Source organism: Cardinium endosymbiont of Dermatophagoides farinae, assembly GCF_007559345.1.
GTDB lineage: Bacteria > Bacteroidota > Bacteroidia > Cytophagales > Amoebophilaceae > Cardinium.
The window spans coordinates 458,985-481,131 of the sequence record NZ_VMBH01000001.1; the positions used below are offsets into that span (position 1 = coordinate 458,985).

Below are 22,147 nucleotides of genomic sequence, written 5' to 3' on the forward strand. Positions count from 1 at the left end.
GGCAGTTTTGGTGTCGAAGCTTGTCTATGCTCCTCACATACATTTAGTATGCTGCGGTGCTCGACTGCGCTTCTCCTAAAAACTGCTGATCACAAATAGGTTTTGAAGAAGGTCTTCTGAAAAATGGCCACAATGCGCAATGACGACAGGGAAAAAGCGCTATAATATCCATTGGCCTGTTAAACCTATTAAAGCACATGCCCTAGCAGGTCGGCCTATAACAAACCCCTCAGACTTATATCCCGCTGTAGCAACTATAGTGAAGCGCTCATTGATTGCGTAACTAAGATTTAAAATTCCCATCGCACCATTCTTCAGCTGGGCATGTATAGGATGTTTTACAAACAGTTCAGGTTGTCTCCAAGCTGATAAAGTAACGCCCGTTTTTACGCTACCTATAGATAATAAATGGGCCACTTCAAATGCTCCATAATAGGTATAACTGCTTGTAAAATTAGTGCTATCCTTTTCCGTAAAGCGCCCATATGCATCGGATGAAAAAATAAAATCACCCTCTTTTACTGGATCATTTGATTTTAATTCCTTACCGAACCCAAATTCAATTTTAATAGGGCTATATGCAGCATCTATATATAATACTATCAATTCTTTTTTCTAACACATTATAGGGGGTGAGGATAAGCCTTACTAATGGTATAATACCTGTTTCCCCTAACCCTGGTAGTATGCCGAGTCGATAGGTCGGAACCCGGACGTCACGCCTGGCTATTATCGAGTAAAGCGATGCAAATAGCATAGGGTTAAGCAGATCCAAGTAATTGAATGCTTTCATTCTGGATACTGGGAGTGAGTCCTTTCCATAGAGCAGATACATATTTTCTACATGGGATTTCATGTCGCAGTGCTCTCTAGAACCAAGACGGAATATATAACTTATCTGATTGCCTGCACTAAAGATATAAGTAGCAGCAATAACAGGACTTATAGCTTGCCTATTTTGTAGTAGCTGATTGGTAATCTTATCTGCTAAAACAGTGTTGGCTTGATTCCCATTAATAGTCCGTATGTCGTTTTCTTGTATATTCGGAATCCAGCCATTACCAGCCGAACCAGTAAACAAACCTATATGAATGTCTTTTATTTTGGCTCCAAATTCCTGTCCCTTAAGGCCATGTCCAGTAAATTCATGATTTAATAATGCTATGTAGAACGATAGTACTGTGTTAGCAAGGGTTCCAATAATGCTATTATGCCAACCATGTTTATGGCTTATACAAGCCAGGCCATTCATTGTTGATAACGCAAGATCAGTACCTGTATGCTGAGAATGGAATAATGGACTTATTTGACTATCAAAGGATAGCGTAATTGGAAATTTTTTACCATCACTAGTGTGATGATGGACTTCCTCATTCGTACCATTCGGTAGACTACTAGATTCGGCATATGCACGATTACCCAATAGCATCATGAGGCAAAACATTAAAAATCTGATTGGTAACATTAAATTTAATTAGGTTTCAAAAGAGGTCTAAGGTCTCGACAATTGCGTCAATAGGATAAAGATATGGTTATATACTTTTTAATTTTTTTATTTGTTAAATACATATTTACTTTCTTATAATTTTATTATCATACCAGTGGGTTTATTATCTACTACAGATAGTAGTGTAAGGGCCAAATTTCCAAAAATATTATAACTTATGCAAGATATATGTTGTACATAAGTGAGGCTTGCTCCTGTATGTATTCTTTCATGTGCTTTTAAAGAATTTCTAGAAGAAAATTGTTTATTGCATGTCGAACATAAGTGTTGGCTTTTATTGACTTGCGACGCCGCGATTATTTTCCTTAAGCGCCAGCCATTGGCTGAACAAATATGAAAAAAGTAGCATACAAACGCCTTATGCTTCTGCTAAAGCTTCTGCACCACTGGTAATCTCTGCTAAAGAACTGGTGATTAATGCTTGCCTAGTTCTATTGTAACTGATACGCAGTACTTTTAAAAGTTCATCTGCATTGTCTGTTGCTTGACTCATGGTGGCCATTCTTGCAGCATGTTCACTTGCACTGGATTCAACCAACATATGCATGATTTTATGTTGGAGTATCTTAGGAATCAGTTGTGCGATGAGTAGCTGACGAGAGGGTTCATACATATGGTAGAGCGGTCGGGTAGGGGAGCAGTCTTCTGCTATATGAGGCGAAAAAGGTAGAAAGGGTACAACCACTACTTCTTGCTTAGCAGCGTTTTTAAAAGCAGTATAAGCCAATGCAATTTCTGTATACTTATTTTGCTTGAAAGCTTCTATACAATAAGTAGTAAGCGCAGCACTTGCCTGGTCATCTGCTTTATCACCCGCTTTTTCTAACAGGTCTACATACGCATCTATAACAGGTATAGTAGACTTTTTAAAAAATTGATAGGCTTTTTTGCCAATAACGAGCACTTCTACAGTAGTAGAAGCCTCTTGTTTGGTAAGCTGCTCATAGGCTGCTTTGAGTACATTTTTGTTGAATGCGCCACATAGTCCTCGATTGGAAGCCACTACGATCAACAATAGCCGTCTACCTGTCTTTTGTTTTGTTAAACAATGCACTAGATCAGCTCCATCTATATTTTGTAGTGCAGTATATAACAATCTGTTGTATTGCGTGGTATAGGCTTTTAGTGGTAATAAAACCTGCTGAATTTTATGCAATTTCGAAGCAGATACCATCTTCATAGCTTTTGTGATTTGCTGGGTAAAGGCAATCAGGTTGATGCGGTCTACTACTTCTTTAAGATGTGCCATAATGATCGGGTTGCTTTATTTTTATTTTTTAACCTCTAAATCTACGTCTTTACTAAGCCTTTTGGCCACACGTATTTGTTCATTACTTTTACTGCGCGCCAAACTTTTTATTGGCGGCCATGGGCAGAGGAATATACTAACTATCCATAAACTGCTTTTTGTACTGCTGTATTAGCATGCTTTTTCCTTAAGTTGACGCAATTTCTTTAACCGCTTTCTGAATACTTTATTAGAAGCGGTTTGGCCATTTCTATCAGAACTTGAATGATTTGGTCTCCCCATGCGCCTCCGGCAATACTTGCAAGCATGCTAGGATGTTGGGCACGTAATCGTTCCAAAAATTGCTTTTCAAATATTTTTAGTTGATCCAGTGGAACACTATCCAAGTATCCATTCATAGCTATATATAAAATAGCAGCTTGCTCCTCTACTGCCATAGGCGCGTGCAAGTTTTGTTTGAGTAGTTCCTGGTTTTTACGACCTCGTTCAATAGCTTTTTTAGTCGTAGTCTCTAAATCAGAGCTAAATTTTGAAAAAGCTTCTAGTTCAGCAAATTGTGCTTGATCGAGTTTTAAGGTAGCGGCTACTTTTTTAATGGCCTTGATTTGTGCAGCACCGCCAATTCGGGATACCGAAATGCCAACATTAATGGCAGGTTTGATACCTGCGTTAAATAAGTTCATTTCTAGGAAGATTTGCCCATCTGTAATCGAAATAACGTTGGTAGGAATATAAGCAGATACGTCACCCATTTGGGTTTCTATAATAGGTAATGCGGTCAGTGATCCTCCTCCTTTGACTTTTCCAATTAAAGCATCTGGAATATCATTCATAGAAGCAGCCATTTCATCATTAGCAATAATGCGTGCTGCACGCTCCAATAAACGTGCATGTAGGTAAAAGATATCACCAGGAAAGGCTTCCCGGCCAGGTGGCCTGCGCAATAGCAGCGATAATTCTCTATAAGCAACTGCTTGTTTGGAGAGGTCATCGTAGATAATCAGTGCGTCTCTTCCCGTATCTCTAAAAAATTCACCAATAGCTGCTCCTGCAAAGGGTGCAAAAGATTGCATAGGAGCCGAAGCAGAAGAGGATGCAGCTACAATAGTGGTATAGGCCATAGCACCATGTCGGGTCAATATGTCTACTACATTAGCTACAGCAGATGCTTTTTGACCAATGGCTACATAAATACAATAAATAGGTTTGCCTTGCTCAAATAATTTACGTTGATTGATAATCGTATCAATCGCAATGGATGTTTTACCAGACTGGCGGTCACCAATAATAAGCTCTCTTTGCCCTTTGCCAATAGGAATCATTGCATCAATGGCTTTTAATCCTGTTTGGAGGGGTGCATCTACGGGCTGACGGTAAATGACACCAGGGCCATTGCGCTCTAGAGGCATTTCAAAAGTTTCTCCAACTATAGGTCCATTGCCATCTATAGGTAGGCCAAGGGTATCCACTACACGGCCTAGTAGTCCTTCACCTACTTGAATGGAAGCTACATGCTTGCTTCTTGTAACTACATCCCCTTCCTTAATTGAGTTGGCATCTCCCAAAATAACGGCACCTACCATATGTTCTTCTAGGTTTAATGCCAATCCTTTGGCCCCGCTGGCAAAAGAAAGCAACTCTCCTGCTTGTACATTTAAAAGACCATAGATGCGTACTACACCATCGCCAGATTGGATCACTATGCCTGTTTCGGCTAGTTCAGTTTCTGTTTTAAAGTTGGATAATTGTGCTTTGAGTATTGCAGTAACCGCATCTGTATTTATTTGTGCCATTTCTTTAGTTAAATTTTTGTCTGCTCCATAGAAGCGCGCAATAGTTTGTTCAATAGGAGCGGTATAAAAGAATGTCTACTAGACCGCTTTCGAAATCTATCTGTTATAAAAAATTTTTAAGAGAAGCGTAGCCGCCAGCATACTAAATATATGTGAGGAGCATAGACAAGCCCAAAATTGCCATTTAGCAATAGGTTTCCAAAGGGGTCTAATGTAAAACGCTTTGTAGTGCATGTAAATCATATTTTATACTTCTATCTAACTTTAATGCATCCATTTCAAGAATATAGCCTCCAATAATAGAGGGATCAATTTGTTGCTTCAATAAAACTTCTTTACAGGGGACCCATTTTTTTACCTCTTCTATTAGTTTTTTGGTTAAAGCTTCTGGTAAGGCAACAGCAGTTATTAAAGTGGCAGATTGAATCCCTATATGGTGGCGATAGGCTATCGAAAAAGCAGTTAAAATTTCTTTTAGCAAGCCAATTTGATGTTGATCTATAATTATTTCAAGAAACTTCCACACCATAGGACTCAGATTTTGGCTGCAAATTTTTTGAAGCAGTTGCTGTTTTTCGCAGCGAGGTATGGTAGGATTATTCAGTAAGTTATCTAATATTGGATGGTCTTTAAACTGGTTTTGCAAAAAAGAGAGGTCACTATTGATGGTTGTAAGGGTGCCATTTTGAATGGCTTGAGCTAAAAAAACGCTAGCATACCGCTGGGCTATCTTCTTTTTTTTTAACATAGACTAGGCTTTTGATGTGCACTAAGCAGATGGGTGCTCGTTTGCCATGCACCGCTCTATTAGTTCCCATTGGGATGAATCTGCACTTAGTTCTTTAACAAGTAATTTCTCAGCAACTTGAAGGACCAATGCACCGATATTGGCTCTCGCTGCTTCAAGGGTACGCGCTTCTTCTCTGGTAATTTCGATTCTAGCTTGTGCCAACAACTGTTCTTTTACCGCTAAACCTTCCTGATGCGCTTGGTTGATGATTGCTTGCTGGGTCGTTAGTGCTTCACCAATAATGCGCTCACGCTCTAGATGCGCTTCTCCTATTAACCTAACTTTGTCATCTTCCACTTGCTTGATTAGTGCTTGTGCTTGAGCTATTTTATCTACAGCATTTGCTACTGCATGCTCCCGTGCTTGCACTACTTCTAAGATAGGCTTCCAAGCGAATTTAGATAATACGAAAAGGACCACTAAGAATGTTGTGGTTTGCCAAAATATAATACCAAAATCGGGGGTTATTAAATTCATGACAGCTATAGTTGTGGAAAAATAGAGGTATACGCGTTGACTAAAACAGTACTAGCCTTCTTTTGGAACGCGCTTATGCTTAGGAATTTGTAGGAGACACGGAGCGCAAAACCGGAGCGTACTAGATGTACGTGAGGATTTAAGCACCGGATCAGATCCCCTGGATCACCGTGCAAATTACCAGCAGAAGTTAGCGTTGCGAAAGAAAATTGCTACTTGGTAGCAATCAACAGACAAACCAGTACACCAAAAAGCGCAACACCTTCAATAAGCGCACAAGCAATAATCATAGCAGTTTGGATCTTTGCGCTCATTTCTGGCTGTCTACTAATAGCCTCCATAGCAACAGATCCAATTTTACCAATGCCAATGCCTGCACCTAAAGCAATGATACCTGCACCAATACCAGCACCAGCGTATGATAAACTCATATCTAATAAAGCCAACATAAAAATTCCTGTTTAATTGTTAAAGACGTTAGGTAAATATACATAAAAACTACCATATTAATGGCTTTCTTGATCAACAGCTTGTCCAAAATAAATGGCAGAAAGTAGTGTAAAAACATAGGCTTGCAAAAATGCAACCAGCAGTTTTAGTAAAAACATAAAAGTGCCAAAAGGTACGCTAACCATAAAGCCTATGTATGTGCTTTTCATAGTAAAGACAAGTCCTATAATGCTTAGTAAGATGATATGACCTGCTGTAATATTGGCAAATAACCGCACCATAAGGGAAAAAAACTTGGTTAGAATACCCAACATTTCTACTGGAATCATAATGGGTAATAACCAATTGGGTACACCTTCTGGCTTAAATATATGGCGCCAATATTGTTTGTTGCCGCTGCAAATGGTAATAAAAATGGTAAAAGCAGCCAATACCAGGGTAACTGAAATGTTGCCTGTTACATTGGCACCACCTGGCAGCAATCCTAAAAGATTATTGAGCCATATAAAGCAAAAAATGGTTAATAGATAGGGAAGGAATCTTGTATAATGCTGCTTGCCTATATTAGGAATAGCTATTTCGTTTTTTATAAAGGATATGATCAGATCTATACAAGCAAAGCATCCTTTAGGTGGCGCAAGTGGCGCGCTCCGATATTTGCTTGTGGTCCATAGCAGCCCGCCTACTAGCAGCAGGATGCTTAAAAACATGGCGGCTATATTTTTAGTAATCGATAGGTCTACAACAGATCTATTTGGATCTAGACAGTGAATTTTTTGATCCAAAAGGAAATAGTTACGATGGGGGGTAGGCTGGTGGTGCTGATCATAAAAACGCGCAGAGGAAAAACATTCTATGCCTTTATCCGAAGAGTAAAGTATAATGGGCAATGGCAGCTCAATATGCTTGCCAGCAATGGTTGCAAAATGCCAGCTATGTGCATCTGCTATATGCTCCATCAGACAATCCTCTTTTTGTGGGGTAGCATGGGCACTAAAAGGAGCCATCAATCCCAATAGATATAATACCCAATATGCTTTTTTGGTGCACATAGGCCGCTTTAAAATGGAATAAAATAGCTTAAATAATGTAGCGTGTACCATAAGTGGTTAGATAAAATAAACATCCACTATGCTAAGGTACGTAGTTGCAAGGAATTTTTCAAAAGATAAGATGTGTATCCGACATTCCGCACAAAAAAATAAATTTTTAAATTTATCATTTACTTGGTTATCAATAATAAACTATATACATATATGAAGGGTCAACATCGAGAACATATCAGTTTATATTCAAAACAGCATTTTATTAGGCTGTTTATGGTCAGGTCCAGGAGTTACATACCGGATCTTATTTTTATATTAACCAATCAAAAAAGTAGAGTACTTTTGAAAATGATTAGTATAAAACCTGGTTTACAAGCAAATAACAACTTCTATAAGCGTGTTCTACGATTTGGCATCCGCTTATCCTCCTTCATGTAGTAAAATTATTTTTATTTAGCAACTTTTTTAAATACATAATTAAACAATTTTGTGAGGAATGTCGGTTTAAAGTTAAATCCAAATATTTTTTTTTAAACTGATCATAATCATATTCGAGCCAGCTCATCCTAATAGCGCATGTATATACATAAAAGATATATGACTAAGCTTATGATTAAGCTTAGGGAGATTCTATTTGTCCAAAACATTATTATAGTTGCTGTAAGTAGTGTAATAGTAGCTGGTATCATATCAGAAATACTTTTTATATCTCTGTAGCCCATAGTATATATGAGCTCTCCTGTAATAAGACAAATCATATAGTCTAGCCACTCAATGGTTGCTGGACGATTGTTTTTTTAAATGACACCAATAAGGGTAACACGCGTATTAAAAATACAATGCATGCGGCCACTATTATTTTGATCCACATTGTTTATACTTTACTAGATAGATTAGGGTAGCGATAATGAGCCATGCAAATATTGAAAACATGCCCAAACGCGTCACTAAAGGTGATAGCAATATGCCTAAGTAGGTGGCCAAGATGACACGTTTTTCTTGCTTACGCTTTATGGTAAGACAGAGAAAATGTATAGGCAGTACAATATGCGCTGCATTTTTTAAAATATACCTACAATCATAAGCTATATCAAAAGTTAAAAACCTTAAAACCGTTGCTATAATAGCTGTTATATAGCTAGGTATGGATACACCAAGGTAAAAACTCCAGTTATCTTTATCTGGCCTTGTCATAGAGACCATATACGTACTACTACATAAAAAATGTAAACTTATCATGTATTTCAATTTTTTTAAAAGTTTAGAAATGAAAGTCAATCCTGATTTTTTATGAAGCGTTTGTTCAAGAAGCGTTTGTTCAATTGGATTTGACGGATTTGACGCTTGATCGGGTACTTCTTTTGCATGCAAGTTATGACCATGATTCCATATCGATAATAGCATAGCTGACATAAGTAAAAATTTAAAATTTAATAGCAATGCATTGATAGATACTATGGTTAAGTCATTGACCGTTAATACAAGGGATTGTAATGGAACGGAAAAAATTATGGCGCTCATACTAGCAGCTTGCAGTAAGCTTGCTTCATGCATATAAGCCAACATACCCAGAGAAAAGAACATAAACAAAAATGCAATACAAATAGGGGTGGAAAAATAGCCTTAGAACAAATTAAATCAAACGGATATTATAAGCCTTACTTACTCAGACAAAAGGCCATTATACTACTAGGCATTAACTTCAATGAGGAAAGCAGAATGATAGATAACTGGGACTATGAAATACACGAAGAACACTTAGAAGAGTAATTGGTTATCAAGCGTATAAAGGAGTAGCTCGTTCTGGATAAAAGAATCTAAATAAACAGGGGAGAAAGGTAGTAAAGGGGAATACAAGTGCAGGAAATAAGCTTCCAAAAGGGAAAAATACAGATATAACACCAGTATCAAAAACAAGAATTGGGTCTTTTGTTTTAAGTGTGTAAATATTATTTAGGTTGAGTCTGTTGTGATAGATCTATAGTATAAAAACGTGCTCTTTGTACACCTTCCAAAGGAAAAACAAGCAAAAGCAAAGCACAGGAACCTCCTATTAGGTATGTGTGTTTTTTTGGCCAATTAGTAAAAGCATCTACTGGAAACTTTTGCCAATTGTTTGCCTCAAATGGTTTCATTATCCTTTCTGTGTACCAAATGCATAGCTTTTCTTCAAATGCGTTTATGCCCGGGAATTTGCAGGAAACAGGGCGCGCAAAAAAGGCTAATCAAAGAAAGACCAATGTATACCAATATCAGCTGCCTTTTTTAGGCCAGGATAAAATGGTGTAGCAAAATAGCCCCCTTCTGTATAACAAAAGTCATTGATATAGCTGTATTTAAAAGAAAGCTTTAAATTGTTGATGCGAACATTACAAAAAATGTCTACAATGGGTCTACCCTGTACGGCAAATTTGTTTTGGCGGAAAAATTGCTGTGCCACTATATCGTAACCATCCCCGTAGTAGAGCTCTTTAAAATGTATATTTAGACCTGTTTCTATATCCATCTTTTTGTCATAGGGTTGGTGTGCATAATAATACCGGCCTGTATAGATACAGGGCGGGATATAGCCTTTAAAAATTTTGCTCCCGCTGCTGAGGTCCTTTAAGATGGTAAGGTTGTTGTCAAAATGGAAATAAGAAAAGAAACAAAAATTTAAGTTGCCTCCTAAAGAAAGGAGGTCAATAGGTGTAGTAGCCTGCATAGGCTCAGCAATACAATGGTCATTATTACCATTTACAACAGCCTTTGCGTAGTAGATGTGGTTGTATATCTTTTTAAAAGATAGGATGGGATGAATGGTTATATGGGGCCAGTTGTGCCATATCTCTGTATCCACTGCAAATGCAGATGGTGCTCGAAAATCCTTATGCCATGGCCTATACCTGCTATAACCATGGGTTACTATATAGGGTACCTTGTGCTTAACCGTATGACAGGCAAGCTTAAAAAAATTGTTTTGGTAGGCTACATTTAGTTTATGATACCCTCCTTTTTCTAATAGATAATCCCCATCTATATCAAGCTTACTATGGCCTGCAAAATGCAACCGCGTATGACCGCCTAAGTAGTGCTCGTTTGCTTCCTTTGCTTTCTTTTTTGAAGTATCATTTGCTATTCCTTTAGGTTGCGAGAAGTTATAGTTTAAATAAATATTTTCGAGCCTATAATGTACTGCATAGAATAAGTCAGGTTGGGTAATATCTCCTTTAATGCCTATTTCATTGCCAAAGGTATGCATCACAACGCTGTTGTGGTCTTTGTAGGATGCATCATGGGGATATGGGTTATGCGCTATAAAATCTAATAACTCATCTGATTGTTTAATGGTAAATAGATTCGTTTTACGCCTATAATGCAGTTCATGGTATAATTGGAATGGTTTGCTAAAGTCATAATGGTGGTAGAGGTAGAAATGGCCTCTAGTGTCTTTGTGCATGACTTTCTTTGCTTTGTCGATCTTATTTTCCATAGATGCTTCTTTCAATAGTGGAAAAGAAGACCGATAACGCTTACTTGCATCTGGTTCATCAAATGCAAATTTACCTGCCTTGGAACGTACCCCCCCGTCTCTCTAGTTATATATTCCATACTAGACCAGCTGGTGAATAGGTGATAGGATTCGTCTGGGCTTTTAATATGGGTAAAAATGTCAAAATAGGGGAAGGCATTTACAATTTTATCATCTTTGGTATGCGGCCATTCATTTTCTGTCATCGCACCATACCAATTTGTACCTATATGGCAATTTTTAAACAGTCGTTGGGTATAGCAGCCATTAAATACAAAACTACCTAGATTGGCTAATACAATGTTAAAGTATGCGTATGCTTTCTCTGTATGATAGTAACGTATATCTTCAGGTTGCTGAAAGTAAAAATCATAAGTAGAGAGGCCATAGGTTGCACCTATATGCTCGGGCAATCTATAAAAGATATGCTGGGCAGCTGTCCAGTGATTGCCAAGGTCTTGAAAGTTGTAGTTATGCCGTTCTGCAACTGTAAAACGGTCCATTTTGGTTACAGTACGATCGATCCGATGATACCTTCTATGGTTCTGCTTTACCGCTCGTGGTGTTATAAAAAAAGTAGAACTTGCCTGAACTTTTTCTTCTTCAGGCTTTTCAAAGATATCTTCTGCTTTTTCCTGTCCATCAGCGCTAAATGGCAGAAAAAAGGCTAAAACAAATAGACTATACCGCCACCAAATCGAAAGATCTACCATTATGATTTACTACTTAAAAAATATATATTGTCTCTTGAGTAAATGGTGCCAAGATAATGTATCGGCGACCATCCCTAATATCTTAATTTTTATCCATTTAGCCTGCCGGTCATATTACCTTAAACCAAGAAAAACACCAGACCTTCTGGAAAACCTATTGCTAAATGGCAATTTTGGCGCTTGTCTATGCTCCTCAAATACATTTAGTATTCTGGCGACTGCGTTTCTCCTAAAAACTGCTGATCACAAATAGGTTTTGCAGAAGGTCTACCCTTTCTAAAAAGTTACGGTCACGTAAAAAATAGCCTACATTAAAGGTGGTAAGGTAAAAACTGGTTTTGGAAGGGATAATTTTATAAAAATAAGCTACCCATATCACGCTAAAAAAGTAAAGCTTGATTAATTTTTTCCTCAAAATCCCCTTGTGCCTCTTGGCTAAATCTTATTTCCATAGGAATATAGAATATAGGTAATCTGGATAATAATTTTATTCCATGGTGGTCTATTAATCTTACATAATCTTTTTCTGTTGTAACAATGGCTTTATCTGGATCATTTAATTTATGAAATAGATTAAAAATGTCTAATATATCAACATCATTAAACCAGTGATGATCTTGGAAAGCAAGATGCGTAACTTTATGTCCATTCGTTTCTAAATAAATGCGTAAGGGTAGGGGATCTGCAATCCCTGTAACCAGCAATAGCACAGTAGGCAACTGATTCGTTTTGCAATCTCCTATAGCAACAGGATCATGGTAGACAGTATGTGTAAAAAAGATCGACAGCGCTTTGCTATGGTATGGTTGCATAGCTGTTTTAATGACATCAATTTTTGATTGACTTAAGTTTGGTGGGCTTTTGGTTACCACTATGATATCTGCACGTGATGCCCCTTTACGTGGCTCACGCAATCGACCCAACGGCAATAGATGATCCGTAAAAAAAGGCTGATGAAAGGTGGTCAAGAGAATATTTAAGTGAGGCGTTAGGCTAAGATGCTGAAAAGCATCATCTAAAATGATGACTTCAACATTTGGCCTATATTCCATGATTTTTGCAACCCCTTTGGCCCTATTTTCGCAAACTGTAATGAGTACATTAGGGTTGCCTAAAAAATGTTTATACAAAAGGTAAGGCTCATCACCTGCTGTGGAGGCAGATGCTAGCCCATTGACTACTTTAAAGTCTACTGAAGTACGTTTATACCCCCTACTAAGCACTGCTACAACGTGCTCCTTAGCAAGCAGTTGAACCAAATAGATGACCAAAGGTGTTTTGCCCGTACCACCTAATGAAAGATTGCCTACACCAATCACTATTGGTTTTTTGTAAAAAAAACTTTTTTTAACTTTTTTTTTGTAGAGCAAATTGCGTAAAGAAACTACGCCACCATACCCCCAACTCAATATTTGCAACCCTAGTGAAAGCATAAAAACCATTCTATAATTTAAAATTAACCAACGCTATTACACAAATAACGATATATTTCTTATATTGAAGGTAATTCAGATCTAAACGGAGTAATCTTATACCTGTATATTTTGCCTATATTAGCACGACGATGACTATAAAAGCCCCAAGATATAGCGATCCTACTGTTACTATATCGGATGTTATAAACTATTTGGAGCAAAAAGTGCAGGTGCAAAGCCAAAATGGTGTAGCAGCATCTGGCATTGTAGTTGGCGATATAGCTAATGTAGTGACTGGCATACTGATTGCTTTGGATATAACAGAAACAGTATTGGATGAGGCTGTTGAAAAAGGATGCAATTTTATAATTGTAAATCAGCCTATTTTTATTGAGCCAATGGCTCAAATCATTCCAGAAAGCTATGCTGGAAGATGTGTGATCAAAGCGATAAAACATGAGCTTACTATTTATGTTTTTAGCACCAATTTAGATCATCTAGGTCGGGGAACCAGCCATAGAATCGCTAATTTTATTGAATTACAAGATACCCACCCCATTGTTCCCCATCAAGTAATGTTGCATAAGCTTACTACTTTTGTGCCACCTCATGCAGCAAAACATTTAATTCAATCTTTATGTCAAGTAGGGGCTGTACTAGCGACTCAAAATTTAACAAGTGTTGCTGCTAACCTCCATTGTGGAACAGGATCAGCTTCTTTATCACATCTTTCTTTTGGTTCAAAGGTAGAATTTTCACAAGAAAGCCAGCTTACTTTTATAGTACCCATACCTTGCAAAGAAAAGATCATTCAAACGTTGCTACATGTACATCCTTATGAAAAAGTCACCTACTATTTAGAGCAGGTAGCAGTTATTGTAAACAATACAGGCAGTGGTGTAGTAGGTAGGCTGCCCATAGAGCTACCAGAAAAATATTTTTTAAAATATATCAAAACAAAATTGACTTTATCCTATCTTCAGCATACCAATTATTTCGACCGGCCCATTAAAAAGGTCGCCGTTTATGCTGGAAGTGGTGGCCAGCTACTCAAGGAAGTGCTAGCCAAAAAGATAGATGCATTTATTACAACAGGCTTACAATATGAGCAGTTTTTAGAGGCTAATGGCAAAACATTATTGATTGATGTAGGGTACCATGCTACTCGGTTGGGTCTGAAAAAACTAATACTTGCATTATTATCAGAAGAATTTAATAATATTGTAATACTGCGCTGCAAAACTATTACCAATCCTGTTCATCACATTAACGACTAACCAATGGATAAAAATATTGCAATTAAATTAACAAAACTCTCTGAGCTTCAGGAAACTGATACGCATCTTAATGATATTGTAAAGCTTAGAGGAACCCTTCCAGAGGAGGTATACGCCTTAGAAAGGAATATAGAAACCTTATCTGCAACCATCAAAGAGCGTGAATCGCTATTGGCCACGTTGCGGGAAGAGGTAGTCAGTAAAAAAGCATTTATCAAGCAAGCCGAAAAGAAGCTCCAGCAGTACGAAGCGCAACAAATGGAGGTCCGTAACAATCGGGAGTATGATGCGATTACCAAGGAGCTTGAATTGCATAAGTTGGATATGCAGCTTGCAGAAAAGTTTCTACGTACTGCGTATGGCAATATAGAGCAAGAGCAGGCTCATTTAGAAAATCTTTGTAAGCTATTGGAATCAAAAAAAGCCGATTTGGTTTTAAAGAAAGAAGAGCTGCAGGTAATTTTAAAAACAAGTGAAAAAGACGAGTGCTCCTTGCATGAAAAAAGAAAAGCTATTCTAGCAGTGCTCGGTGAGCCTTTATACCTTGCTTACGAAAGGATCAGAAAAAATGTGCCTAATAATTTAGCTGTAGTCCCTATTAAAAAAGGAGCCTGTGGCGGGTGTTGTATTGTAATTCCTCCTCAGCAAAAAATAGGCGTATATGAACGCAATAAAATAGTACTTTGCGAACATTGTGGTAGAATGTTAATTGCTTTAGAACAGCCTATAAACGAGCTATTGTTTGTTGGTTAAGGCATAAGCAAAGAAAGTTAAGTTACTAGGGTGGTGTAATGTAATGGCCATTTTTAAAGTTGTTACGTTAGGTTATTTACCATTAAGATCAAAAAGTTATGGAAGAGGAAGCATACTCATCTGAGGATTTAAAATTTTTTGAAAAAATTCTTTTAGAAAAATTAGAAAAAGCGAACCATGAACTTCAAGTATTGGAAAAAGTTTTAAGTCGTCAAGAGGCCGGTCTTGAGCCTGCTGGTAAACCATTTGAGGAAAATGCAGAGGTAATAGAGACAGAAAATGTAGGTCAATTGGCGGAGCGCCAACAAAAGTTTATCAAGCAAATTGAGCTTGCTATTCAGCGCATTAAAAATGGCACTTATGGCATTTGTGTATTAACGGGAAAAATGATAGATAAGGAGCGTTTAAAGGTAGTACCTCATACAATGTATGCAGTGGATGCCAAGTTAAATACAAAAAAATAAACGTAATGGCTAGGTTTTACTAGTTATGTTCTTTATGGAAGATTGTTCTGCTTACCTTTCATCTTTAATACGGTTAAATAAATTGATAAGTAATGCTGGTCTTTGTGCCAGAAGGGAAGCAGATCAACTGATCGAGTCGGGTTGTATTGCTGTTAATGGTGTAGTTGTGCAAAGGGTAGGTACAAAGATACCCATTGATGCAGTGGTTACTTATAAAGGTGTTGTTTTGCATCTAGAGAAGCGAAGGTATATACTTTTAAACAAGCCAAGGGGATATGTTACTACCATGCAAGATCCTGAAGGCCGCAAAACGGTTTTAGATCTTATTGGCAAGCAGCATTGTGCGGAGCGCGTTTATCCTGTTGGTCGGCTGGATTATGATACCACAGGGCTATTACTGCTTACCAATGATGGGGAACTGGCCCGTAAGCTATCGCATCCTGCTAATAAGGTTCAGAAGCTCTATCATGCAGTCTTGGATAGAGCCATACAAATGAAACATTTAGATGCTATTCGACAAGGTCTTATACTAGAAGATGGTCTAGCAAAGGTAGATCAAGTGGCTATAGTAGCAGGCGATCCCACTCAAATAGGCCTGGCAATTCATATGGGTAAGAACCGAATTATCAGAAGGATTTTTAGCCATTTGGGTTATCTGGTCCATACCTTAGATAGGGTAGGCTATGCCCACCTCACTAAGCAGCATATCCCTCGTGGCAAATGGATCTTTTTGAAAGATCAAGAGGTTCGTAAACTTAAAAGTTTGGTATAAGTGCACACACCCAACCCACCTAAACCTGTTGTTTTATTGATTCTTGATGGTTGGGGCCATGCTGCGGCCACTCATTATAATGCCATTGCAGGGGCAAAAACGCCATGTTGGGATCATTTAATGCAGTGCCATCCACATACCTTATTAGATGCATCTGGTGGCTCAGTAGGCTTACCAGCAGGTCAAATGGGTAATTCAGAGGTAGGTCATTTGACCATTGGTGCTGGTCGTGTGCTGGATCAGGACTTAACCCGTTTGAATAAATCCCTTGCATCGGGTGATTTCTTTACCAACAAAGTATTCTTATCCGCTTTAACGCAAGCAAGACGTACGAAAGCAGCTGTGCATATCATAGGCCTATTATCCCCTGGCGGCGTGCACAGCCATGAAAAACATATCCATGCATTATTAGCATTATGTGCAGAGCGGGGCATAACCAACTGTTATATCCATGCTATTTTGGATGGGCGTGACACACCACCTACTAGTGCAGCAGCATCCATTCAACTGCTACAAACCAAATGCGACCAAATCGGGTTAGGCACCATTGCTTCCCTTAGTGGTCGCTATTATGCAATGGATAGAGACCATCGCTGGGAGCGTACCCAATTGGCTTATGAGTGCATCGTAGCTGGCCAGGCACCCTATAATGCTTCAACCCCTTTAAGCGGACTACAAGCAGCTTATGCACGGGATGAAACCGATGAATTTGTGCAACCTACTTATGTGTGTGCACCAGGTAAACTACCTATAACCATGCGTTCAGGCGATGTTGTTTTTTTTATGAACTTTCGTTCAGACCGTGTCAGACAGCTCAGTCGCGCTTTAACAAATCCTGATTTTGCACATTTCAAACGTAGCGCTTATCCCCATTTAGGTGAATTTGTTTCATTAACGGAATATGCAGCTGATATCCCTAGTCGCATCGCTTTTCCTCCTTTATCGATACAAAATGGCTTAGGGCTTGTTTGGCTCAAGCAGGTTTGAGCCAGTTGCGTATTGCAGAGACAGAAAAATATGCCCATGTTACCTTCTTTTTCAATGGAGGTATAGAAGCCCCCTTTCCTGGTGAAACACGCTTACTCATTCCTTCTAAAAAAGTAGCTACTTATGATCTAGTTCCTGAGATGGGCGTACTAGAGATTACCGATCAGGTGGTTCAAGCCATTGAACAGCAAGCTTATGATGTAATCATTTGCAATTTTGCCAATCCTGATATGTTGGGCCACACAGGCAATCAATCGGCTACGGAAGCAGGCATTACCGTTGTGGATGGCTGTATCGGTAAAATCATCGCTGCATTAAAGCAGCAAGGCGGCGAAGCAATTATTACAGCTGACCATGGCAATGCAGAGTGTATGTATGATGAGACGCTCCAACAACCCCATACAGCACACACGCTAGCACCTGTACCCTTGTTGTATGTAGGACGCCCCGCTACACTAGCCGCCTCGGGTAAATTAGCAGATATTGCGCCAACCCTATTGGCGCTATTAGGCTTACAACCCGCTAAAGAAATGACGGGGAAAAGTTTACTGAGTTTTAGATAAGTTAAACAAGTTGACGCCATTGGCCTAACGACAGATATTTTCTACGCTCTTGTATACGCAAAGTTGCCTACCTTTTTCTATCCAGATGATTATGTTTCTCAAAGAACTTTATATAGGGATCTATATACTTACTAGAGTGAAAGAACATTCGTCCATATTTTACACAGTAGCTAGAATTTATTGCCATTAAATTATAACAATGTAGTGCATTATCAATATATATTTCTACATTTTCAGGATAAACAGGCTTATCTGTAGATACAGCAAGCTTACCTGTAGATTCAGCAAGATTTTCCCAGTTATCTGTCCTACATAATGCACCTTTTAAAGCAATCAGTCCATCATGTCTACCGTTTTCTTTTCCAGTAGCTATTTTTGCATATCCTTTACTGAATTCCTCAACATCCTTTCTATTCTGCTCGGGAAAATCGAAATATTCAGTCAAACTATCTATACAACCAGCTATAATTTGTATAGGAATCCCATCCTTATTCTTCGCGTATAAATTCCTTTATACGTTTACAAACTTTAGAACCGATACACATGTCGCTTACTCCTTTAAGCTTACCGCCCAAGTCGCTCAACGATCCGTTGAGTAGTTTTATTGCTAGATCTACCTCTAGATTTTCTAGGAATTTAGACTTACATCCTATTGCTTCCATACCTGGTCTTAAAGATTCACGCAACTTCTTGATATCAGATTTGGTATTCTCCAGTACATATGTGCCAGATAGAGGCGCATGGCAGAGCGTTAAGGAATTAATATAGAGCTCCTTACTATGCTTGATTGCTATCATACAAGCGACTAACCCACCCTGACTATAGCCAAATATATCGATTGATATAGCCTTAAGGGCTTCCTCTGAATATTGCGGATAGAGATTCCGTAATTCTGTTTTAATCTCTTCAACAACTTTTTCTGCTTGTACATCTATCGATAGATATAATGATTTTAAACCCTCTCTGCATTTTGGTTGAATGACCACAACATTACCACCATATTTTTGCTCCATTTTTTCCTTAAGCGCATCCTCTTCCTCTACATTCATCATAAGGCCATGCAAGAGTACCAAATGAGGTTTGTACAGAGGAGCGCTCGTTTTCTGATGATTAAGTTTAGTTGGGTTTTCCGCTTTAGATTGATGCTCAACTACCTCCTCTATTGGTTTATCTAAACTAGGATCCAGCTCATCCTCATGTTGAGTGTCTGAAGACTTGTGCATTTTCTTTATTTGTTCATCTACATGATGCTCTGGCTTTTCTTTTATTGGTTTAGGTAGACTACTATTCTTCGGCGTACAAATATTGGATGCGCAAACTAGAATTAAAAAAAATATTTTTTAATATTACATTTCAACATAGAGGAAATATTTAAGATAATAGTCCTGATTCAGTTTAGATTAATAAGAAAGTATATTACATTTACATAGATTTACTAGACCACTTTTAGTGCTCGCTTTCTAAATTAGATATATAATTTTTAATTTAAAAAAATCAAAATGTCAAAGATTAGTTCGGTTACTGCCTATGAAATCTTAGATTCCCGTGGGAATCCAACGATAGCAGCTGAAGTAGGCCTAACATCAGGCGAAAAAGGATATGCCAGTGTGCCTTCTGGTGCTTCTACTGGCTCACTTGAAGCAGTAGAGCTTAGGGATGGAGATCCCAATCGTTATCATGGCAAAGGGGTTTTAAGCGCAATCGAACATATTCAAGCCACCATTGGCCCAAATATAATTGGCAAAGCTATTGATGACCAAGCTGGGTTGGATCGTTTCATGGTAGCGCTTGATGGTTCGCCCAATAAGCAAAACCTGGGTGCGAATGCTATTTTAGCTGTTTCTTTGGCAATTGCTAAAGCTGCTGCTTTACATTTCCGCCAGCCTTTATATCAATACTTCTCTAATTTAATGGGTGCCAAATATAGCATGCCGGTTCCTATGATGAATATTATAAATGGCGGCCTACATGCAGATAATCAGCTTGCCATACAAGAGTTTATGATTCTACCCTTGGGATTTACTTCTTTTAGCGAAGCATTGCGTGCGGGTGTAGAAATTTTTCATCTATTAAAAGCCTATTTTAAGCGAAAAGGGCTAAGTACCAATGTAGGTGACGAAGGAGGATTTGCACCTAATCTATATGGCACCGCAGCAGCCATTGAAGCTATTTTAGAAGCAGTTACCCAAGCTGGGTATAAACCTGGCGCAGACATCTATATAGGCTTAGATGTAGCTGGCACTGAATTGTATAGGCCAAATGGATCTTATCATCTAGAAAATAGAGTTTTCACTAGGGAGGAATGGATCGCTTATTGGGTAGACTTAGTACGCCAATATCCCATTATCAGCATAGAGGATGGCATGGCTGAAACAGACCATATAGGGTGGAAACAGCTTACGCAAGCACTAGGTGACCGGGTGCAGTTGGTAGGGGATGATCTATTTGTAACCCATCCAAGCCTATTACAGAAAGGCATAGCCGAAAATTTAGCCAATGCAGTACTGGTTAAGTACAACCAAATAGGTAGTTTAACCGAAACATTGACCACCATTGCGCTAGCCCAAAAAGCAGATTATACGGCTATTATCTCCCATCGATCTGGCGAAACAGAGGATACCACTATTGCTGATTTGGCTGTAGGAACAGGTGTGGGACAAATTAAAACAGGTGCAGTTTGTCGTACAGATCGAGTGGCAAAATACAATCGTTTATTACGTATTGAATCAGATTTAAAAGGTAAGGTAAGTTATGCGGGCCACGATGCCTTTGCTCGGTTTTTAGATGGGAAGTAAGGCGCTATTCCATTATGATGTATCAACAATGCCTAGCCACTTTTAGCCTGTTGTTCCTTTAAAAAAGCGATATAATCCGATATACTTTTATCTTCATTATTTTCAAAAAGTTGTATGCCACTATCTTCTTTGATTGCATTTTGGTGTTCAACTACATCTGCAGTAGATAGCGTTTGAATATTGAATTGAACACCAAGAGATAATAAAAACTTATCGTTCTCTTTTTTGATACAGGCCAATAAGTTACCTGGGCCATAGCTAAATATATGCATTGGTAGATTAAGACGTCCTGCGAGTTTCAACAAGGATCGCGCTTTGAATTCCTTAGATAACCTATCCACCATTTCATCATAAACTTTTTCTCCAAGCGTCTTTATTGTTAGGTTTTTTTGTTTTAGTTCCGCTATGCACTGTATTTGAACCACCATAACATCTTCTCCAAATGTAGCCACCAGTTTATCCCTGATTGTATCAGTTTGAGCAGTATGCGCCTCGCAGCTAGGCAATAATACTACAAAAAATTTGGGAGCGGGAAGACGAGATGCTAATTTTTCATATTTAGAAATAGAAGACTCTTTGCGCTTTATTTTAAATAAATCTAAAAATGAAGATAATCCATATAAATGTGCACGCGATTGAATCGAAGTATATTGCTGGCAACTGCCAAGCGTGCAAGCTAGGATAAAAAAAAGGTATTTTTTGAGGTTATGTTTTATCATAGTGATATTCCTATTAGTAAGCACCCCTATGGGACATTTCAAGATTCATATTCATTGTATGCTAATTGTTTCTTTCTGTACAATATTTTATCTACACACTTCTTGAACGAGGCTTTATCTTTAACGCACTGTATAGGAACCTTGCTTTTTCCTGCATTTTCCAAAAATTTTATATTTTTTACGCCTTTTTTATTTTCACAATTTATATAAGCTATCGTTTTAATGTTGAGGGGAAATTGCCATTCCTTAGAATGCATCCATGAGGGACCTTTACTACGACCATCGCTCAGTTCTATTATTTTACGAACCAATGACTTAGTTTTTTCGTCAAAGCCAAATATATGAACGTCTATAGTCTTACATATTAACTTACTATTTTTGCCATATTGTTCAAGTAACGATGATGCAATCAGTTTATAAATAGCATCCGCTATTTTATAAACATTGCTCGTTATTTTTCTTTCTACCCAGCTTCTGCGTTCGTATCTTGCTTGAACGATCTGAATCCCATCGCCAAATTCTTTATTCAGTTCCTCCTCCATTGCATTAGTGTCAGACACACATCCCTCTTTGTTGGTTAATAATACGATAACAGGGATGGTAAAAGAAGATATTAGTGGTTGATATTCACTATCCTTATGGAATTTGCTACGTATTATTGCTAATGTCTTACTCACATTCTTCATTTCCATCTGATAATGCTGCTGATAGCTACAAAGTGCGCAAACTGCTATTAAAATTAAAAAAGCATATCTTTTGATTGTATTATACTTTAACATAGGGCTAAATTAGAATAATTTAAGATAATGGGCGCTATTCAATTTGTTCTTAAAACCTAATCTAACCATGCTATATTTATATGTATT

The 22,147-nt window shown here is 38.1% G+C and carries 25 protein-coding genes; 8 read left to right on the forward strand and 17 right to left on the reverse strand.

Going from position 1 to position 22,147, the window contains the following annotated elements; genetic code table 11:
* Nucleotides 1-43: 43 nt before the first annotated feature.
* The 10 genes from FPG78_RS08015 to FPG78_RS02180 all read right to left on the reverse strand — a co-directional run bounded on the left by FPG78_RS08015 (nt 44) and on the right by FPG78_RS02180 (nt 8,833).
* On the reverse strand, nt 44-172 hold the full coding sequence (locus tag FPG78_RS08015) for a hypothetical protein (RefSeq protein ID WP_255431704.1): 129 nt from the start codon (nt 170-172) through the stop codon (nt 44-46).
* The gene (locus FPG78_RS02135) at nt 160-606 is read right to left on the reverse strand and encodes a hypothetical protein (RefSeq protein ID WP_144086407.1); all 447 of its coding nucleotides are present in this window, start codon (nt 604-606) and stop codon (nt 160-162) included. Before FPG78_RS02135 ends, FPG78_RS08015 begins: the two co-directional genes overlap by 13 nt.
* Complete coding sequence (locus tag FPG78_RS02140) at nt 575-1,465, reverse strand: hypothetical protein (protein ID WP_144086408.1); 891 nt, start codon at nt 1,463-1,465, stop codon at nt 575-577. The genes FPG78_RS02135 and FPG78_RS02140 overlap by 32 nt, the downstream gene beginning before the upstream one ends.
* A gap of 400 nt (nt 1,466-1,865) precedes the next feature.
* Nucleotides 1,866-2,756, reverse strand: coding sequence for an ATP synthase F1 subunit gamma (gene atpG, locus FPG78_RS02150; protein ID WP_144086409.1), 891 nt, complete (start codon nt 2,754-2,756; stop codon nt 1,866-1,868).
* A 206-nt stretch (nt 2,757-2,962) separates the two neighbouring features.
* Entirely contained in the window at nt 2,963-4,549 is a 1,587-nt protein-coding gene (gene atpA, locus FPG78_RS02155) for a F0F1 ATP synthase subunit alpha (protein ID WP_144086410.1), read from the reverse strand.
* Nucleotides 4,550-4,757: 208 nt separating this feature from the next.
* Nucleotides 4,758-5,297: an ATP synthase F1 subunit delta gene (gene atpH, locus FPG78_RS02160; protein ID WP_144086411.1), complete on the reverse strand. Its 540-nt coding sequence runs from the start codon at nt 5,295-5,297 to the stop codon at nt 4,758-4,760.
* 21 nt (nt 5,298-5,318) lie between these two features.
* Nucleotides 5,319-5,816, reverse strand: coding sequence for a F0F1 ATP synthase subunit B (atpF, locus tag FPG78_RS02165; RefSeq protein ID WP_144086412.1), 498 nt, complete (start codon nt 5,814-5,816; stop codon nt 5,319-5,321).
* A gap of 212 nt (nt 5,817-6,028) precedes the next feature.
* Nucleotides 6,029-6,265: an ATP synthase F0 subunit C gene (gene atpE / locus FPG78_RS02170; RefSeq protein ID WP_144086413.1), complete on the reverse strand. Its 237-nt coding sequence runs from the start codon at nt 6,263-6,265 to the stop codon at nt 6,029-6,031.
* 57 nt (nt 6,266-6,322) lie between these two features.
* Entirely contained in the window at nt 6,323-7,369 is a 1,047-nt protein-coding gene (gene atpB / locus FPG78_RS02175) for a F0F1 ATP synthase subunit A (RefSeq protein WP_144086414.1), read from the reverse strand.
* Between the two features lie 798 nt (nt 7,370-8,167).
* Complete coding sequence (locus tag FPG78_RS02180) at nt 8,168-8,833, reverse strand: ABC transporter permease family protein (RefSeq protein WP_186292410.1); 666 nt, start codon at nt 8,831-8,833, stop codon at nt 8,168-8,170.
* 27 nt (nt 8,834-8,860) lie between these two features.
* Between FPG78_RS02180 and FPG78_RS02185 the strand changes: the two genes are divergently transcribed.
* Complete coding sequence (locus FPG78_RS02185; protein ID WP_144086416.1) at nt 8,861-9,082, forward strand: PD-(D/E)XK nuclease domain-containing protein; 222 nt, start codon at nt 8,861-8,863, stop codon at nt 9,080-9,082.
* Between the two features lie 451 nt (nt 9,083-9,533).
* Here FPG78_RS02185 and FPG78_RS08020 read toward each other — a convergent pair whose 3' ends face one another.
* From FPG78_RS08020 to lpxK, 3 genes are all read right to left on the reverse strand, one after another.
* Nucleotides 9,534-10,784 carry a putative porin gene (locus tag FPG78_RS08020; protein WP_144086417.1) on the reverse strand — a complete coding sequence of 417 codons (1,251 nt, stop codon included), beginning with the start codon at nt 10,782-10,784 and terminating at the stop codon, nt 9,534-9,536.
* 11 nt (nt 10,785-10,795) lie between these two features.
* Nucleotides 10,796-11,536 (reverse strand): putative porin, encoded by a 741-nt coding sequence (locus FPG78_RS08025; RefSeq protein WP_144086418.1) that lies wholly within the window; start codon nt 11,534-11,536, stop codon nt 10,796-10,798.
* 380 nt (nt 11,537-11,916) lie between these two features.
* The gene (gene lpxK, locus FPG78_RS02200; RefSeq protein ID WP_186292411.1) at nt 11,917-12,969 is read right to left on the reverse strand and encodes a tetraacyldisaccharide 4'-kinase; all 1,053 of its coding nucleotides are present in this window, start codon (nt 12,967-12,969) and stop codon (nt 11,917-11,919) included.
* A 131-nt stretch (nt 12,970-13,100) separates the two neighbouring features.
* On the opposite strand from lpxK, the gene FPG78_RS02205 reads away from it, so the two are divergent.
* The 6 genes from FPG78_RS02205 to FPG78_RS07545 all read left to right on the forward strand — a co-directional run bounded on the left by FPG78_RS02205 (nt 13,101) and on the right by FPG78_RS07545 (nt 17,767).
* On the forward strand, nt 13,101-14,228 hold the full coding sequence (locus FPG78_RS02205; protein WP_144086420.1) for a Nif3-like dinuclear metal center hexameric protein: 1,128 nt from the start codon (nt 13,101-13,103) through the stop codon (nt 14,226-14,228).
* 3 nt (nt 14,229-14,231) lie between these two features.
* Nucleotides 14,232-14,981, forward strand: coding sequence for a zinc ribbon domain-containing protein (locus FPG78_RS02210; RefSeq protein ID WP_144086421.1), 750 nt, complete (start codon nt 14,232-14,234; stop codon nt 14,979-14,981).
* A gap of 98 nt (nt 14,982-15,079) precedes the next feature.
* The gene (locus FPG78_RS02215) at nt 15,080-15,445 is read left to right on the forward strand and encodes a TraR/DksA family transcriptional regulator (protein WP_144086422.1); all 366 of its coding nucleotides are present in this window, start codon (nt 15,080-15,082) and stop codon (nt 15,443-15,445) included.
* A gap of 34 nt (nt 15,446-15,479) precedes the next feature.
* Nucleotides 15,480-16,217, forward strand: a complete 738-nt coding sequence (locus FPG78_RS02220) for a pseudouridine synthase (protein WP_144086423.1) — start codon at nt 15,480-15,482, stop codon at nt 16,215-16,217.
* Nucleotides 16,218-17,204: a 2,3-bisphosphoglycerate-independent phosphoglycerate mutase gene (gene gpmI, locus FPG78_RS07540; RefSeq protein WP_223261950.1), complete on the forward strand. Its 987-nt coding sequence runs from the start codon at nt 16,218-16,220 to the stop codon at nt 17,202-17,204.
* Complete coding sequence (locus FPG78_RS07545; RefSeq protein ID WP_223261951.1) at nt 17,201-17,767, forward strand: alkaline phosphatase family protein; 567 nt, start codon at nt 17,201-17,203, stop codon at nt 17,765-17,767. The genes gpmI and FPG78_RS07545 overlap by 4 nt, the downstream gene beginning before the upstream one ends.
* A gap of 67 nt (nt 17,768-17,834) precedes the next feature.
* Here FPG78_RS07545 and FPG78_RS02230 read toward each other — a convergent pair whose 3' ends face one another.
* The gene (locus tag FPG78_RS02230) at nt 17,835-18,212 is read right to left on the reverse strand and encodes a hypothetical protein (RefSeq protein WP_144086424.1); all 378 of its coding nucleotides are present in this window, start codon (nt 18,210-18,212) and stop codon (nt 17,835-17,837) included.
* A 43-nt stretch (nt 18,213-18,255) separates the two neighbouring features.
* Nucleotides 18,256-18,990 (reverse strand): alpha/beta hydrolase, encoded by a 735-nt coding sequence (locus FPG78_RS02235; RefSeq protein ID WP_144086425.1) that lies wholly within the window; start codon nt 18,988-18,990, stop codon nt 18,256-18,258.
* A gap of 276 nt (nt 18,991-19,266) precedes the next feature.
* On the opposite strand from FPG78_RS02235, the gene eno reads away from it, so the two are divergent.
* A complete protein-coding gene (gene eno, locus FPG78_RS02240) occupies nt 19,267-20,562 on the forward strand; it encodes a phosphopyruvate hydratase (protein ID WP_144086426.1) in 1,296 nt (431 codons plus the stop codon).
* Nucleotides 20,563-20,594: 32 nt separating this feature from the next.
* On the opposite strand, the gene FPG78_RS02245 is transcribed toward eno, so the two are convergent.
* Nucleotides 20,595-21,281 (reverse strand): hypothetical protein, encoded by a 687-nt coding sequence (locus FPG78_RS02245; protein ID WP_144086427.1) that lies wholly within the window; start codon nt 21,279-21,281, stop codon nt 20,595-20,597.
* Nucleotides 21,282-21,319: 38 nt separating this feature from the next.
* Nucleotides 21,320-22,060 carry a hypothetical protein gene (locus FPG78_RS02250; RefSeq protein ID WP_144086428.1) on the reverse strand — a complete coding sequence of 247 codons (741 nt, stop codon included), beginning with the start codon at nt 22,058-22,060 and terminating at the stop codon, nt 21,320-21,322.
* Nucleotides 22,061-22,147: the final 87 nt, after the last annotated feature.